A 17,140-nucleotide genomic window follows, 5' to 3' on the forward strand; every position below is an offset into this window, starting at 1 on the left:
CGCCCGATAAAACGAGCCATGAAAAGCAAACACATGAACAAACGGGCAACACACCGTCCCGGTATTTACTTCCGGGACATTCTCTTGTTCTTCCTCCTGCTGCTTGCCGGATGTAAACCCACGGAGAAGGAAATTGTCATCATCTCCACCAACGACATCCACGGGCACATCGACCAATTCCCGCAACTGGCAACGTTTGTCGAGCGCGTAAAGGCACGCCACCCGAACGTCATCCTCGTCGATGCCGGCGACCGTTTCACGGGTGATCCCTACGTCGATTACGCCGACGAACGGGGTAAACCGATCATCACCATCATGGACTCGCTCGGCTATTCCGTCGGCACATTCGGCAACCACGAGTTCGACTACGGGCAGCGGATTCTCCGCCAACGCATCAACGAGGCATCCTTCCCCATTGTCTGTGCCAACATCAACTCTTCCCGAGCCAAGCTAGACACCGTCCCGCCTTACTACACCATCACCGTCGGCGAGCTACGGCTCTGCTTCCTCGGCATCGTCGAAACCAGCAAGGGCACGCCCGACGCCAATCCCACGCACTTCGACAGCATCACCTTCGACGACTTCCGACAGACCGCCTCCCGCTACAAGTATTTAAAACAAGAATGCGATGCCCTCATCGGTCTTACCCACCTCGGCATCCACTCCGACTCCATCCTAGCCACGCATATGCCCGAGCTGGATGTCATCATCGGCGGGCACACCCACACCTTGCTCGACAAGCCCAAGATCGTAAACAACGTTATGATCGGACAGACGGGGGCGACATTAACCCACGCCGGGATTACCATCCTGAAATTCTCCGGCAAAAAACTCACCCAACGCTCGTATCGCAGCGTTCCTATCGACACCATCACCGTGCTTCATCCCGCCACCCTTGCCCTCGTGAGGCATTTCCGTGACACCCCCCGGTTCGACACCATCGTCGGCACCACCTCCCGTCCCCTCACCGTCGAGGCGATAGCCCGCCTCCTCACCTCCGCCATGCGGCAAGCCGTCCTCTGCGACTTCGCCTTCTACAACTGCGGGGGAATTCGCGTATCGGGCATCCCGGCTGGTGACATCACATTGAAGACACTGCTCGCCATCGAACCTTTCGGCAATCACATCGTCGTCCAGGAGATGACTGTCGACGACATAAAACAATTGCTACTCAATCGCTTCAACGAACTCCTCCCCACTGTCTTCGACGACCTCTTCATGGGCGGCGGCACTTTCACCATCGTCCGGGACTCCTCGGGCAAAGGCATCGACGTCCTCCTCTGCGACCCGTCCGGCACTCCCCTCGTGCCAAACAAACGTTACAAAGTCGCCCTCAACGATTACATAAACGCCCGCTACGACTTCCCCGGCAAAGGCAACGGGATACACTCGGAAATTTCCGTCATAGAAACCCTGCTTACCTACCTCAAGCAACACGCTCCTCTATAAATCACATACCCACACTCCGGCGTTACACGTAATTAATACCCGCGTTGAACTATCCGCAAGCATTTCTTTAACCCATGAATAAACCGGGAATTGCCCGAAACGACTGAAATATCGAGTACGTTAAATTTACTTATTTTATACTAAAACGTGGGCGAACAGTAGGCGATAAACGGGCGAACAGTAGGCGATGCCTGTAGAAACCCGCCTAATAGCCACTCAAAACTCACCCCAAAAGCCAGCTCATCCCGGGAAATAGGGCTACTAATGCACAGATATAACTTTTTTATCCTATTCCCGCGCAAGTTTTATCTCTCCCGGTTGTCCAAACCCGTGACGAAAAGAGAAAAAACTAACAACATAAACCATGAGAAGAACCAGTTTCATTATTTTAGGGATACTATCCATCCTTCTGATTCCCTCCCTGTCCGGTGCACAGGACAAGTTCACGGATTTTCTGAGAAAAGAACTACACGCCCAAATGGACGAGCTGAAAAAGCAAGAATTTCCCCCGTACTACATGAACTACCGGGTGGTAGACGAACAGTATGCCCGGGTGGTCACCTCCTTTGGGGTACTGACCGCAAAAGAGAATAACCGGGAACGCACGCTGGTACCACAAATCAGAATCGGTAGTCCCGAGTTTGACAACTTCAAGATCAAGCAGATGGGAACCCCCATTTCCCGTTTCCACGGACCGTCATACGCAGTGCTTCCCACGGACGAGGACGGCGAGAACGCCACACGGCAAGCCATCTGGCACGAGGTAAACAATCGTTACAAGTTCGCCATCGACGCCTACCAGACGGCAAGAGCCGAAACCACGATCAACGTGGCGGAAGAGGACAAGGCGCCCTGTTTCTCCGGAGCACCCGCGGAAAAATACTACGAGGCTCCGCTTCCCGCCGACCGGACGACCGTAGACCTCGATGCATGGGAAAAGCGGCTGAAAGAAATCTCGGCAATATTCAAGAAACACCCCAAGATATTGCGGGGGGACGCCTCCTTCCGCTACACGGTGAAACGCATCTACGTGCTAAACACCGAGGGAACGGAAGTCGTGCAGAACCTCACGTATGCCCGCATCATGGTGCAAGGAGCCACGAAAGCGGACGACGGAATGGAATTGCCGCTCGTACTTTCCTATTTCGCCCATACACCGGAGGGACTCCCCTCGAACGAGCAAATCGTGAAGGACGCCAACACGATGGCGGACAAACTGATCGCCTTGCGGGACGCCCCGATCGTCGATCCCTACACGGGACCCGCCATCCTGTCGGGCAGTGCCAGCGGGGTATTCTTCCACGAGATATTCGGTCACCGCATCGAGGGACAACGCATGAAAAGCGACAAGGACGCCCAGACATTCAAGAAAATGGTAGGCGAATACGTGTTGCCCGCCCACCTGCAAGTATTCTCCGACCCGACACTCAAGAACTACGCCGCGCAGGACATGAACGGCTATTATAAATATGACGACCAAGGTGTAAAAGCAGAAAGAGTGGACGTCGTGATCGACGGCAAGCTAAACGACTTCCTGATGACCCGGACGCCCCTCGACGCGCATCCCCGCAGTAACGGGCACGCCCGTGCCGACATCGGCTACGATCCCGTGTCGCGGCAATCCAACCTTGTGGTAGAGAGTTCCGACCCGAAAACAGACGAAGAACTGCGCCAATTGCTGGTTGCCGAGATCAAGAAACAAGGCAAAGACCGGGGCTATTTCTTCAAAAGCGTGACGGGAGGCTTCACGATGACCAACCGCCGCGGGGCAAATGCCTTCAACGTCACGCCCCTCGAGGTTTACGAGGTATATGCCGACGGTCGCCCCGACAAACTGGTGCGGGGAGTAGACCTCATCGGGACGCCCCTCTCCATGTTCTCGAACATCATCCACGCCGGCAAAGTGCCCGAGATATTTACCGGGACGTGCGGGGCTGAATCGGGAGGAATTCCGGTGACAGCCACCTCTCCGACTATTCTCGTCCAAAAAGTAGAAATGCAGCGCAAGGCGAAAGCCTCCGACCTGCCCCCTATCCTGGAGAAACCATGAGAATAACCGAAGTACAAACCTTTAACCCTTGATGACATGAAAAGATTTATCCTCTATATAGTATTCCTCTTCCTTCTCGGAAGCCTGTCCCCGGTCACCGCACAAACGGACAAAGACAACGTTATTATCAAAGCCATGCAGGACGAGTTGCAACGTAGCATGGAACAACTGAGCCTGCCCAAGGTGCAGAAACCGTTCTTCATCTCGTACGCTACCGGGGCATCCCGACATTTCGAGATAGAGGCAACGCTGGGTGCCATCACACGATCGACCGAGAAACCGAACCAGCTGGTAGGTTCCGTCAAACTACTGCTGGGCGACTACAAGGAAAACAGCGACAGCCGTTACCTCGGCAGACATACCCGGGTAATCCTGTCCATGGAACCGGATTACGACCTGCTCCGCCAAGATTACTGGCTCGCCACGGACTACGCCTACAAGAATGCCTCCCGCGAGTGGATTACCAAACGAAGTATGCAGAAACGGAACGTGCAGACGGGCGAAGAAACCCGGCTCCCCGACCTCGTGCAGATAGAAGCCCGGGAAAAGATCATCACACCCCAAGTGCCGTTCGTTTACAACCGGGAACTATGGGAAGACAACCTGCGGGCGTTATCGGCGATCTTCGCTTCCTACCCGGAATTGTATAACTCTTCCGTGCAATTGTCGGGTACGGACATGGAAGTGTACCTCACGACCTCCGAGGGCAGCGTGGTAAAACAGCCCGTACGCATCGTGACCCTTCATGCCGAAGCCACCACCCGCACGGAAGACGGTATGCAAATCAAAGATGCCCTCGGGATCACGGCTCGCGTACCGGAAGAATTGCCGTCGCTGGCAGAATTGAAAAGCAGAATCGAGAAATTCGCCGAACAACTCACCGCACTGAAAAAGGCGGAAACCATTGACCCGTATTACTGCGGTCCCGTCCTGTTCGAGGGAAGTGCTGCTGCTTCCATCCTGCGGGAGAACCTGCTGAGCCAGGAAGGACTGTTCGCCTACCGCACCCCGCAAGATCCCCGCACGGCATCGCAATACAAGGTGAACTCCATCGCACCCCGCATGGGTCTGAAGATCATCGACAACCGGTTGACTGTCAAGAATTACAGCACGCTGGGCAAATACAACAACACCCCGCTGTACGGAGCCTACGAGATCGACGCCGAGGGAGTAGTCCCGCCACAGGAAGTCACGCTGGTAGAGAACGGCATCCTGAAAAATCTGCTGAACGGGAGAGTTCCCACGCTGAATTGCGAGAACACGACCGGAAGTTCGAGGTATATCGTTTCCGCTCGGGAGATAGCGTACAAGACAGCCCCCGGCACCATCCACGTGTCGGCGAGGAACGCAGTGAAACCGGAAACGCTGAAAAAGAACCTGCTGAAAATAGCCAAATCAGAAGGTTTGCCGCACGCCTACATCGTGCGCAAGATAGCCGGGAACGCCACCCGTATCTATAAGGTAAACGTGAAAGACGGCAGCGAAACCCTCGTGCGCACGGGAGAGATCATGCCGATCACGCTGTCGCACCTGAGAAGATTGAGCGCAATCTCTAACAAAGAAAACGTGGCAAATTACCTGCTCGACGGGGAAGTGATGTCGTCCATTATCTACCCATCTGCCCTCTTGCTGGAAGATATTGAAATCAAAAAGGCGGAAGTAAAGAAAGAAAGCGAGCCGGCACTCCGCTTCCCGTTAACAATTTATTTTGAATAATTCTATTATATTTGCATCGTATCGATTCATCAACATTCTAATATACAAAACAATACAAGGAACAGCCGTGTAGCTGTAAAGACTAAAAATATCGCGTTCGGCGATACCATCGATTGACTGTTTTTTGACCCGGAAGTTGTGCATGTGTGAGAAATTGAGAATAAAAGCTATCCTTGAAGGCGACCAACGAGCCTTCAAGGATTTGGTAGACGATTATAAAGTGATCGTCGTCAACACTTGTTACGCTTTTGTTCACGACAAGGAAGAAGCCGAAGACCTCGCGCAGGAAGTATTCATACAAGTGTACGAATCCCTCGACAAATTCCGGGGAGAATGCAAACTCTCCACGTGGTTATACCGCATAGCCGTCAACAAAGCCATCAATTACAAGAAATCCGTCCGGTACAAGATGAAAAGGATACGCCTCGAGGGGGACACCTCCATATCCATCGCCTCGAAAGACGATCTGGCACAAGAGAAAATAGAGAAAGAAGAAATCATATCACATCTCCACCAGGCGATCAAGAACCTGCCCGAAAGGCAGCGGATCGCCCTGGTTTTAAATAAATATGAAGAACGCCCCTACAAGGAAGTCGCGGAAATTATGGGCATCTCCCTCGCTTCCGTCGAATCCCTCCTGTTCCGGGCAAAAAGCTATTTGGAAAAATATTTCAGTAACTATAAAAACGATTTGACATGACAACGGGTAGCAAGAACAAGTTATTTTACTGGTTTAATATCATCTTTCTGATGGTAAATACCGCTCTTCTGGTTTTCTTGTGGCAGAACACGAGCCGGGAACAACCGGCAGAGAACACGAGCCAAGAATTGAACATGGAATTTTTAAGAGAAGAACTCGAGTTGACGGACGAGCAATACGCCCAACTCATGGAACTGGACCAACAAGTGCTCAAGAGGCACGAAACCGTCCTGAAACTGCTTTGCCAGAACCGCTACCGGCTACTGCACGAGCTGGCAAAACCTGAACCCTCCATGGAAGAACTGACCAACACGGCGAGGTCGGTCGGGTTCCTGCACCGGGCATTGAAAAAGCAGACCATATACCACCTGCTGAACGTGAAAAAAATCTGTACCCCGGAACAGTCCAAGAAACTGAACAAGATATTTATCGACATTCTGGAGATCGACAAACACTGCACGGAGTGCAAAACCAAATGCAGCAAAAGCGAGAAAAAGGAAAAATGCCGACGCTGCACGAAAGCCTATACTTACGACAACCAAGCCGAGGACAGGCTCCGACAGCAAGAAAGAGATTCCCTGCTGTAAAAAAAACGAATACCCCGCGCAAGTAATCTTGCCACCCGTTGTCTAAACAAACAAATACCTAATATCAAGCGTCATGAAGTGGGAAAATGCAATTCAAAAAGATAGAGTCAGGACGGTATCGCCCGATTTCACGGATCAGGTGATCGCCCGCCTTTCCAAACTGCGCGTACACGAGTTTCGGTTCAAGAAACGTTACCTCGGGATGAGCGTGGCAGCCGGCATCATTATGGGGATGATTATGCTCGGGTTGCAACATTACGTGGAGCACACGCAGAGCCGTGACTCGATGCTCAAAGAATGGATCGGGCAATACCATCTCGACGACATGAACCTAGAGAAAATGGACATCAATCTGTTTTGACGAATACCTAATACCAACTTAACCTACAAACACAATTAACTATGAGTCTTTATCGTTTCATTTTTCTATGCTTGTGCATTTTTATCACAAGTCAACTTCCTGTAACTGCACAGGAAGCGGAAAAAAAGGTAAAATTCGAGGGTACTATCCTTGATTCCAAAACCGGAGAAACCCTCCCGGTCGTGGTAGTCCATATCAAAGAACTGAATATGTGGACGACCTCGAACCTCGAAGGCGTATTTACTTTCAAAAATATCAAACCGGGGACATACACCGTCACCGCCTCGTGCCTCGGGTACAAGGATTACGAGATGAGAATGGTACTCACGAAAGACGTGTTGAACTACAAACTGCGGCTGGAAGAAGAATCGCTCGCTATCAACGAGGTGACAGTGACCGCCAAATCGGGAGGAAAACTGAACAGTTCCTACTCGATCAACAAAACGGCTATCGACCACTTGCAGGCGACCAGCCTCACCGACATCATGCAGCTGCTCCCCGGAGTGTTGACCTTCAACCCATCGTTGACAAAGATCAACCAGATCACCATCCGCGACTTGCCCCCTATCACGAACGGAACGGCTGTCCCGAACACGACCAACGCACTGGGAACCGCCATCATCATCGACGGGGCACAACTCTCGAATGACGCCAATATGCAGACTCGCTCATCGGACAACAACGCTTTCTCCACGAGCAGCGAGGGAGGTATCGACACCCGTCAGATTCCGATCAACAATGTCGAGTCGATAGAAGTCATCAGCGGGGTCGCTTCCGCCGAATACGGGGACTTAACCTCCGGAGCCGTTATCGTGAAGACAAGAGCGGGACAGGCTCCCCTCGAAGTCGGGTTCAAAACCGACCCGAACATCAAACAGGTGAGCGCCACGAAAGGATTCGCCCTCGGGGAGAACAAAGGATTCTTCAACGCCAACATGGACTACTCCTACTCCAACAAAGACAACCGCTCGCCCTCCACGACCTTCAACCGGATCACGCTGGGACTGGGCTATTCCAACACCTTCAACAAAGACCGGACACCGCTTAGCTTCAACGCCAAATTCAACGGTCACATGACCCTCGACAAGCAGAAAGAAGACCCCGACATGAAACAAGATCGGTTGTACAAAGCCGAGGACAAACAGGCAAGCCTGAACCTCTACGGGAACTGGATGCTGAACAAGGCATGGATCACGAACCTGAAATACACGTTAGCCGGGTCATACGGCAAACAATACAACTACGAGAAGAAATGGAACTCCGGGAGTATGCAACCGACCACGTCGGCAACCGAAACGGGTCCCAACGTGGGGACATTCCTCCCGGCACAATACTTCAGCACGTTTTGGGTAGAGGGAAAACCTTACAGCGCCCAAGCCAAAGTGGTTGCCAACCTGTCCGGCAAATACGGCTCTCTCTACAACAGTGCTCTGATCGGTGCCGAATGGAAAGTAAAAGGCAATGAAGGCGACGGGAAACAATACGGGCAATACCAACCCGCTTCGGGATTACGTCCCCGCTCGTTCAAAGACATTCCTGCCATCCACGAGTATTCCTTTTTCGCGGAGAACAAATTGACCATTCCCTTGAGTAAACAACAATTCTTTGAACTCTCCACCGGGGTTCGCCTGTCCAATATCAGCACGGACGCCGCGGACTATGACATCATGGTCGATCCGCGTTTCAACGCCCGGGTAGTACTCTACGACCAGAAATGGAAAAAAGGAGGCTTGCAACACCTGAGTGTACGGGGAGGCTGGGGAATACAGCACAAGATGCCTACCATGTACTACCTGTACCCCGACCCGAGATACACGGACAGGATCGCTTTCCAATATATAAACGGCGACACGACGCTCGCGGTGTATCACACACAGGTCACCCCGACGGACAATCCCGACTTGAAAACCCCGGTCAGCACCAACATGGAATTCGGTGTGGACGTCAACCTCTACGGGATACGGGCAAACATAGCGTACTACCGCGAGAACCTGAAAGACGCGTTCAGCACCAGCAAACAAGTGATTCCGTTCCATTGGACACGACACAAAGACCTGAACATCGTGACCAAACCGGAATACATCAACGGGGAAATCGTCTATGACGACGGCAAAATAGCGGAATCATACCAGGACTCCATTTTTATCTCCTACGACAGTCCCAGCAACGGCAACCGCATCAAGAAATGGGGTGTGGAATACACCCTCGACTTCGGGATGATACCCGCTATACGGACTTCTTTGATCGCTACCGGGGCTTACCGCTACGAGAAGCGGACTGACCAAAGCCCGCTCATGCGTGACAAGTCGACCACCTCTTACGCCTACGCCGGTATCTACGCCGGAACGGACAACGGTGTCGACAACGGAAGAACAGCCCAACGTTTCAACACGAATTTCCAAATCATCACGCACATCCCCAAACTGCGGTTCATCATAAGCCTCACCACGCAATGCGTGTGGGTAGACAACAGTAAACGTACCTTCAGTTACAACGGGAAGAACATGATCTACATGAAAGACGAGGCAGGCAACATCGTCCCCGGCAACCCGAACAAGGATTCGCAACATAACAAGTACATCAACCCGACCCATTACATGGATCTCGCGGGTAATGTCTATACCTTCACGGACGAACACGCCAAGATGCCCGAGTTCCAGAACCTGATCCTCAGCTCCAAACCGAAATTCTTGTTGCAGGATAACCTAGATCCCTATTTCATGATGAATCTACACTTGACGAAAGAGATCGGCAAAAAGACGACTTTTTCGTTCTACGTGAACAACTTGACGAACTCGTCCCCGAAACGCTACTACCGTTCCACGGGACAACACCAGAAAATGAACTCCGACATCAGCTTCGGCGCAGAACTCAAGTTAAAATTCTAAACTCTGAATACCATGAAAAAATATATATACTCTCTTTTGGCTCTATTCTTTATGACAGGCTGTCTTAAAGACGAAAAGATATACACGGGCATTCAAGTCCAACTGGATTTCCCGGAAGAATTTGCCGATATGGACCGGACTCCGATCGTGGTGACCTTGCGGAACACGTCGAACGGCGTACAATACAAGAGCAACTGTAACGCGAATGGCACCGCCTCGTTCAACGCCGAATACGGATTCTACGAAGCGAGTTTCCAACACAAGCATATCGCGGACGATGGGGTCATCCACATCTTTAACGGGCGTTTCGAGAACATCGTCCTTTCCCGCGAAACAGAGGCACAAGCCGCCACACCTTTCCCGATGGAAATTATCACGGCGACCACGGCTCAAGTAATTATCAAAGAATTCTATCACTTCGGATGCATCGGCAATGACGGGAAAAATTACACGTACGACACGTACCTGAGCATCTACAACAACTCGAACAAAGTGGCTTACCTCGATAGTATTTGTATCGGGATGGTAACCCCGATGACTAGTAACTCGCCCAGCAAATTCGTTTACGATAATGGCGTCCTCATGGATTCGATACCATTAGATCAAATGGCATGGCAATTCCCGGGAACCGGCAAAGATTATCCCCTGCAACCGGGAGAAGAGTGCGTGATCGCTTACTCGGCAATAAATCACAAGGCACTTCATCCCAATTCCATTGACCTGTCAAAAGCAGATTACGCGTTCTGGACAGAGAAATTCGATATGAGTTCCGCCCAAGTACAGAAACCAGCCATCGGCGTAAAACACCTGGAGTGCATATGGAGGACAAAGGAAAATACCAAAGCATTCCCGATTGCAAATGCCGCTAAAGCAATGATCTTATTCAAGATAGAAGGAGTAACCGCCGCCCAATACGTGGCGAACCCCAAAAACATTACTAAAGCACCGGGCGGAACCTCATCATCATTGGATTACCTGAGAATACCAAAACAATGGGTTCTCGACGGAATCGAGTGTGTCACCAGCGCCGACAAGAACAACAAACGCCTGGTAACCCATGTCGACGCCGGATACTTCTTCATCGAGGGTGGTGCCGCCGGATGTGGTCTGGCTGCCATCAGGAAAGTCGAGGAAGTCGTGGATGGAAGGATCATTTACCAGGACACGAACAATTCAACCTTAGACCTGGAAACAACAGTACCTTCCTGGAAAAACAAATGAGGTCATAACCCTAAAACGCAAGTATTATGAAATTCAATAAAATATATACCTTAGGTTTAAGCCTCATCTTGGGCAGCACATTATCGCTTTCAGCTCAAAAAGAGGATAAAAACATCTACAACATGGAGCGTCTGAAAGCAGACAACCCGTGGATTAACTCGCACAATGCCTCGGGATTGACGTTCAACCGTTTTTCAGACTTCTCCCTTGCCGAAATCGGATTCCAATACGATAAAGGGGATTTCAGAAACGTGTTCGACCCGACTTCTGCCTTCGGCACGAAGATCTTGGCTGAATCTTACCGGAAGATCGACAAAGTCTACTTCTACGGGAAATTCGCCTTCGACTACATCCACCGGCAAAACAAATCGTGGTCGAGCGTACTCGATCCCTACGCGACACCGTTCTTCCTCGCTGATTCCGTACCCGGACGCCAGACGTTGGAATCCTACATACTAGACGCGGGAGTGGGTACCACGTTCGGCGAACATTGGGCTGTCGGCAGCTACGTCCATTATCAGGCAGCCTCCAATTCCAAGAAAAAGGACGTGCGGAACACCAACACCTACATGGAATTTGAGATCTACCCGGGAGTCATGTACAAATCGAAATATTTCAACTTGGGAGCAAACTTCCTGTACCAGCGCATGACGGAAAAAGTGACCAACAAACTTTTCGGGGAAGGCATCAACCACGAAGTCTATTATTTCGAGGGGCTATGGTTTTACACCTCTTCCATCACAACCAGTAATTACTCGGAAGACCGCAATTACACGACGAATACTTACGGAGGATCAGCCCAACTCGAGTTGACAACCGGGAAAGTAAGATTCCTGAACCAGTTTACCGGGAAGAAAGCCGAGCAATCTATTTGGATAAACTACGTGCAGGGACAAAGGGGCGGCAACATGGAACGCACCACTTATTCCTACAACGGACAAATGAATATCGACGGGAATAACTTTCACCACGTGATTAAAGGGGAAGCCCATTTCAATGAAACACACGGATTTGAAAATATGCAGAAAAATGAACTCGTCGACGGTTACAATACTTGGATCCAATACGGGAAGAAAAACAAAAACACGCAGGACGCCACCACTTACGACGTGAGCTACACCCTCTACCGGGATCGTGCCACGCTCGACAACTCGTGGAACGCCAGCGTGGGAGTGAAAGGTTTCAACGTGGAAAACACGTATCGCCTCTACCCGGTGGAATATTCCCAAAAATGGGAAAACACGGAAGGATACGCCTCCTTTAACAAGAATTTCCAATGCAAAAAAGGGATGTTCGACTGCGGTATCGGTGTTGCCTACGCCGTGGGCGACGGCACCATGTTGAAAGTAAAGAGCGTGTCGGACGAGATCACGGGGGAAGACCTCTACAAACAACGTACCGACCTGCTGCAACGTGAATTCGATTACATCACGGCAGACAAATTCACGGGACAACTGAAAGCCCGCTATACCTACTTCTTGAACAAGGAGAAAGGCATGAACCTGTACGCGGACGCCCACGCCACGTGGAAAAGGGCGCTGAGTGGCAGTTTCAAAAACGACGACCGGACGACGGTCAAAGTAATGTTAGGATTTTCATTCTAAATAACATAAAACTAAAGAAACATCATGAGCAAAATTAAAAAGAATTTATGGAGGCATGTACTGCAATTAGGTGTGATTGCACTCATTGTCGGATTTATCGTGAAAGTATTTTTTGGAGGGAAGCCCGCCGATGTTGAAGCATACTGCCCGCTAGGTGGACTGGAATCACTAGCAACCTTCCTGAATTCAAATACTCTCGCTTGTAGTATGTCTATCGTGCAGATCATGATAGGTATCGTGTTAGCAATCGGGGTCATCCTGTTCAGCAAACTATTCTGCGGGTACGTCTGCCCTCTCGGCACCATCACGGAGTGGATGAGCGTCCTTCGCAAAAAAATGAAGATTAAATTTGAAATTCCCATGGGTTCCGTGGCGGACAAAGTGTTGCGGGTATTCAAGTACATCATCCTGTTCTGGATATTCTACATGACCATCACGACAAGTGAACTTTTCTGCAAGAACTTTGACCCCTATTACGCTATGGCTACCGGGTTCAGAGGAGAAATCACGGCTTGGATGACGGTTATCTCCATGCTCCTGCTCTTCCTCGGCAGCTTGTTCATCAATATGTTCTGGTGTAAATACATCTGTCCGCTGGGAGCGTTGAGCAATATTTTCAAATTCACCCTCACGTTCGCCGGACTGGTAGTCCTTTCACTGATCGCCGGGGCACTCGGCTTATCCATGCCGTGGGTTTGGTTGCTAGGTGTTGCTTGCGTGATATGCTATATCTTCGAGATCGTGTACTACGAGAGCAAAGTGTTCCCCTTGCTTCGCATCACGAAAGACGAATCGACGTGTAACAATTGCGGGGCTTGTAGCCGGAAATGTCCGCAGCAGATCGACGTGAAGAGCATGAAAGTGGTAAAACACGTGGATTGTACCCTATGCGGCGAATGTATCGCCTCTTGTCCCGAAAAATCACTGAATATCAATCGCCGTCCCGGCTTGCGCTGGGTACCGGTTATCCTGGTAATCGTCCTGTTCTTCCTTGCCTTGTGGATGTCACAACACTGGGAATTACCGACTATCGACGAGCGCTGGGGTGACGAAGCAAAGATCGAACGCCTGGAATCCTTTGAACGGGACGGAATGCGCACCGTGAAATGTTTCGGCAGCTCGAAAGCCTTCGCGAACAAGATGCGTACCGTACCGGGAGTCTACGGGGTAACTACCTACGTGAACCGTTTTGCCGTCGTGATTCATTACGACCCGAGCGAAACAACCAAAGAAAAAGTGGAGGAAAGTATGTTCACCCCCACGAAACGCAAACTGAACACGCCCCCGGCAAACGTGGAGCAACTCAAGATTGTCACCCTCGAGGTGGATAAACTTTTCGACCGGATGGATATTACCTTCCTGGGCAACATCATCAAGGAAAGAGAAGGCTTCTACGGCATCGTGTCCGAATACGGCTGCCCGGTGAAAGTAAAGTTATACATGGACGTGAACAAACCGATCGACAAAAAAGAACTGCAAGGAATCGTGGAAACCCGCAAGTTTGAAATGCCGGTACACGGCGGCGGTGTCAAGGAGATCATCTGCAACTACGAGTTGACCAGCGTATCCGACCAAGTGGACACGATAGGACGCCAGGAGTTCCTGGAATATATGTTTCCGAAAACATCCTCCGCGTTCAAAGGCAACCGGGAGAAATACGATGCAGAGGTCGCCACAGCCGTCTACGAGATGGACTACCCCGGAATCGACAAACCGTTGATCCAACGCCAACTCCCTTACCTGGGTAGCTTCCTTTCCAATAACCCCGGTATCCTGGCTTACGAAACGGCTCTCCGCGGCGATATGTCCGTTATCCGCATCACCTACGTGAAAGACGTCCTTGATGACAACAAGATATGGGAATATCTCCAATCGCCACAATGGACAATTCACTTCAAGGACGGCTCCGTGAAAGATATGGATCCGACCCTCAGTTTTAAACAACCGGGCAAAACAATAGATCCCGCGATTTAACAATTGACAAAGGTGTGTCAAAAGTCATTTCCCCAGCCGTTGTCCTTCTGAGCGGAGCGAAGAATCTCCCGCCAATAGTGACTTGCAAGAGATCCTTCACTACGTTCAGGATGACAAACGGGACTTGTGGCACACCCTCGCTAAATCACCGAATCACTAAATCATTAAATCTATCACCATGTCACCAATACGCCAGATTAAAAGTCTGATACTCATCCTATGTCTTGCCTTCCCGTCAATCGCTTCCGCGGATGAGGGGATGTGGCTCGTGCAACTCATGGCACAGACCAACTACAAGGCAATGAAATCCCACGGGCTGAAACTAAAAGCCTCGCAGATATACAACGAGGAACAACCCTCGATAAAAGACGCCATTGTCGCCATCGACTACGGCACCTGCACGGGAAGCATGATCTCCCGGCAAGGACTGATGATCACCAATCACCACTGCGCTTACAACGATATTCAAAAATTAAGTACCCTTGAACATGATTACCTGCGCAACGGCTTCTGGGCAAAGACCCAAGCTGAAGAAATTCCCCTACCCGGCAAAGTGGTACTGTTTCTCGACCGGGTAATCGACGTTACCGACGAATACCGGGAAGAACTGAAGAAACACGCGCCGGAAAGAGAATTTCCCATTTATTCCATGCGGAAAGTAAACTTTATGCTCGAGAAACGTTATGCCAAAGAAGGCTACGAAGTTTCCTGCAACGCTATCATGAAAGGGGATAAATATTACCTCTATTTTTATCGTATTTTCAAAGATGTACGTTTGGTGTTCGCTCCCCCCACGTGCTTCGGGGCATTCGGGAAAGACACGGACAACTGGACATGGCCACAACACAAAGGGGACTTCACCATGTATCGCGTATACGGGGATCAAGACGGCAATCCGGCAGAATACTCCCCGTCAAACACCCCGATCACCCCCCGGTACGTGCTGCCGATATCGACAAAAGGGGTAAAAGAAGGCGATTACGCCATGATCTTGGGTTACCCGTACACCACTTCCCGCTACACTCCCTCGTGGGGGGTCAGCGAAAAAATCGAACGTTCCAATCCCGCCATGATCGAAGTCAGAACCAAAAAGCTCGACATCCTCAACGAGGCGATGAACGCCGATCCGGAAATCAACATCAAGTACGCCTACAAGGCATTCTCCATCAGCAACCCGTGGAAATTCACCATCGGGGAAACCGAGTACGTGAAACGCTACCGGGTAGCCGCCCGGAAAGCGGAAGAGGAACAACGTCTTGCTCGCTGGCTAAAAGCCGATCCCGACCGTCAAGCCCGCTATGGCAACCTACTGGAAGAATTGAAAGCCACTTACGACAACATATCACCTTACATCACGTCGGACGTCTATTACAAGGAAGCCGTGGTCAACGGTGCCGACATCATGCGCCTTGCCATGCGTGTCCGGGGGCTGGAATCTTCCATGATCCGGGAAAAAATCACCACGTTAGACCCCAAAAGTACGCAATGTGACGGTTTCCGGGAATATTGCGAGAAATACTTCAAGGACTATGACGAAGCGACAGACAAAAAAGTATTCGCCGCCATCTTCCCGATTTACGTGAAAAAAGTGAAACCGGAACATCTACCCGCGGAAGTCGCCAACCTGGTAAAAGAATACAACGGCGACTACGCCCGTTTAGCCGATTCCCTGTACGCCCGCTCTTTTCTGGCAAACCAGGAGCGCCTGTACGCGGCATTGGAAAATTTCACTCTTGAACTATTGGCAAACGACCCGGTATATTCACTTTCCCGCATCACACGGGAAACCAATCAAAACCTACGGGACGGCATCCGGGACAACGAGAAAAAGAATGCTTACTTACGCACACTGTACACGAGAGCCCTGCTCGAAATGAACCGGGATAAAACTCTTCCCCCGGATGCCAACTCGACCATGCGAATCACGTACGGCAACATCGGCGGCTACTCGCCCAAGGACGGGGTCACGTACTCCTACCGGGCATCGGTCGACGGCTATAAAGAAAAATACGTGAAAGACGACCCGGAATTCGACCTGACACCCAAAGTCCTGGCAGCCCTCCAAACAGGCGACTGGGGACGTTATGCCGATAAAGACGGGAAACTATACACGAGTTTCGCCTGCAACCTGGACATCACGGGAGGCAATTCCGGCAGTCCCGTGTTGAATGCCAAAGGAGAAATCATCGGGCTCGCCTACGACGGAAACTGGGAATCCATGGCTGGCGACCTGTACTTCCACCCCGAATACAATAAAAGTATTTGCGTGGACATTCGCTTTGTTCTCTGGATTTTAGACAATTATGCCGGAGCATCAAATATACTGCAAGAAATTTCCATTGTTGAATAATAAAAAATTACTATATTTGTATTTGTCAAGGAGTGAGTAATCTTGATACGAAAAGCACACTACGATTATTTAATGTTTTTAATCAATCGGTCACTGAAGCACGCACCAAAAAAAGTGATCTTAGTTTGATTCCTTGACATAGCGACCTCGCGACGAGGTCGCTTTCTTTTTCCCCGACACGCCCAAACCGATCATCAAAAAAGGAGGTCGCCCCTTTCGGAACAACCTCCTTACCTTATA

At 50.6% G+C, this 17,140-nt stretch carries 11 protein-coding genes; all 11 read left to right on the forward strand.

Annotated elements, in window-relative coordinates:
- Window positions 1–18: 18 nt before the first annotated feature.
- Window positions 19–1,449, forward strand: coding sequence for a bifunctional metallophosphatase/5'-nucleotidase (locus BN8899_RS03825; RefSeq protein WP_082986895.1), 1,431 nt, complete (start codon window positions 19–21; stop codon window positions 1,447–1,449).
- Window positions 1,450–1,813: 364 nt separating this feature from the next.
- Window positions 1,814–3,499, forward strand: coding sequence for a TldD/PmbA family protein (locus BN8899_RS03830; RefSeq protein WP_065218378.1), 1,686 nt, complete (start codon window positions 1,814–1,816; stop codon window positions 3,497–3,499).
- A gap of 36 nt (window positions 3,500–3,535) precedes the next feature.
- A complete protein-coding gene (locus tag BN8899_RS03835; RefSeq protein ID WP_065218379.1) occupies window positions 3,536–5,215 on the forward strand; it encodes a metallopeptidase TldD-related protein in 1,680 nt (559 codons plus the stop codon).
- A gap of 142 nt (window positions 5,216–5,357) precedes the next feature.
- A complete protein-coding gene (locus tag BN8899_RS03840; protein ID WP_065218380.1) occupies window positions 5,358–5,915 on the forward strand; it encodes an RNA polymerase sigma factor in 558 nt (185 codons plus the stop codon).
- Window positions 5,912–6,502: a Spy/CpxP family protein refolding chaperone gene (locus BN8899_RS03845; protein ID WP_065218381.1), complete on the forward strand. Its 591-nt coding sequence runs from the start codon at window positions 5,912–5,914 to the stop codon at window positions 6,500–6,502. Before BN8899_RS03840 ends, BN8899_RS03845 begins: the two co-directional genes overlap by 4 nt.
- A gap of 73 nt (window positions 6,503–6,575) precedes the next feature.
- The gene (locus tag BN8899_RS03850; RefSeq protein WP_065218382.1) at window positions 6,576–6,863 is read left to right on the forward strand and encodes a hypothetical protein; all 288 of its coding nucleotides are present in this window, start codon (window positions 6,576–6,578) and stop codon (window positions 6,861–6,863) included.
- A gap of 41 nt (window positions 6,864–6,904) precedes the next feature.
- The gene (locus BN8899_RS03855; protein WP_065218383.1) at window positions 6,905–9,751 is read left to right on the forward strand and encodes a TonB-dependent receptor; all 2,847 of its coding nucleotides are present in this window, start codon (window positions 6,905–6,907) and stop codon (window positions 9,749–9,751) included.
- A 12-nt stretch (window positions 9,752–9,763) separates the two neighbouring features.
- Window positions 9,764–10,972, forward strand: coding sequence for a DUF4876 domain-containing protein (locus BN8899_RS03860; RefSeq protein WP_065218384.1), 1,209 nt, complete (start codon window positions 9,764–9,766; stop codon window positions 10,970–10,972).
- Between the two features lie 26 nt (window positions 10,973–10,998).
- The gene (locus BN8899_RS03865; protein ID WP_065218385.1) at window positions 10,999–12,576 is read left to right on the forward strand and encodes a DUF6850 family outer membrane beta-barrel protein; all 1,578 of its coding nucleotides are present in this window, start codon (window positions 10,999–11,001) and stop codon (window positions 12,574–12,576) included.
- Between the two features lie 24 nt (window positions 12,577–12,600).
- Window positions 12,601–14,550, forward strand: coding sequence for a 4Fe-4S binding protein (locus BN8899_RS03870; RefSeq protein WP_065218386.1), 1,950 nt, complete (start codon window positions 12,601–12,603; stop codon window positions 14,548–14,550).
- Window positions 14,551–14,728: 178 nt separating this feature from the next.
- Entirely contained in the window at window positions 14,729–16,900 is a 2,172-nt protein-coding gene (locus tag BN8899_RS03875) for a S46 family peptidase (protein WP_065218387.1), read from the forward strand.
- The last annotated feature ends 240 nt before the right edge of the window (window positions 16,901–17,140 follow it).

This window comes from Butyricimonas sp. Marseille-P2440 (assembly GCF_900091675.1).
Classification (GTDB): domain Bacteria; phylum Bacteroidota; class Bacteroidia; order Bacteroidales; family Marinifilaceae; genus Butyricimonas; species Butyricimonas synergistica.

Coding starts and splice junctions, on each gene's coding strand:
- BN8899_RS03865 (WP_065218385.1), top strand. CDS start 10,999: ATGAAATTCAATAAAATATATACCTTAGGTTTAAGCCTCATCTTGGGC.
- BN8899_RS03875 (WP_065218387.1), top strand. CDS start 14,729: ATGTCACCAATACGCCAGATTAAAAGTCTGATACTCATCCTATGTCTT.
- BN8899_RS03870 (WP_065218386.1), top strand. CDS start 12,601: ATGAGCAAAATTAAAAAGAATTTATGGAGGCATGTACTGCAATTAGGT.
- BN8899_RS03845 (WP_065218381.1), top strand. CDS start 5,912: ATGACAACGGGTAGCAAGAACAAGTTATTTTACTGGTTTAATATCATC.
- BN8899_RS03825 (WP_082986895.1), top strand. CDS start 19: ATGAAAAGCAAACACATGAACAAACGGGCAACACACCGTCCCGGTATT.
- BN8899_RS03860 (WP_065218384.1), top strand. CDS start 9,764: ATGAAAAAATATATATACTCTCTTTTGGCTCTATTCTTTATGACAGGC.
- BN8899_RS03850 (WP_065218382.1), top strand. CDS start 6,576: ATGAAGTGGGAAAATGCAATTCAAAAAGATAGAGTCAGGACGGTATCG.
- BN8899_RS03855 (WP_065218383.1), top strand. CDS start 6,905: ATGAGTCTTTATCGTTTCATTTTTCTATGCTTGTGCATTTTTATCACA.
- BN8899_RS03830 (WP_065218378.1), top strand. CDS start 1,814: ATGAGAAGAACCAGTTTCATTATTTTAGGGATACTATCCATCCTTCTG.
- BN8899_RS03840 (WP_065218380.1), top strand. CDS start 5,358: ATGTGTGAGAAATTGAGAATAAAAGCTATCCTTGAAGGCGACCAACGA.
- BN8899_RS03835 (WP_065218379.1), top strand. CDS start 3,536: ATGAAAAGATTTATCCTCTATATAGTATTCCTCTTCCTTCTCGGAAGC.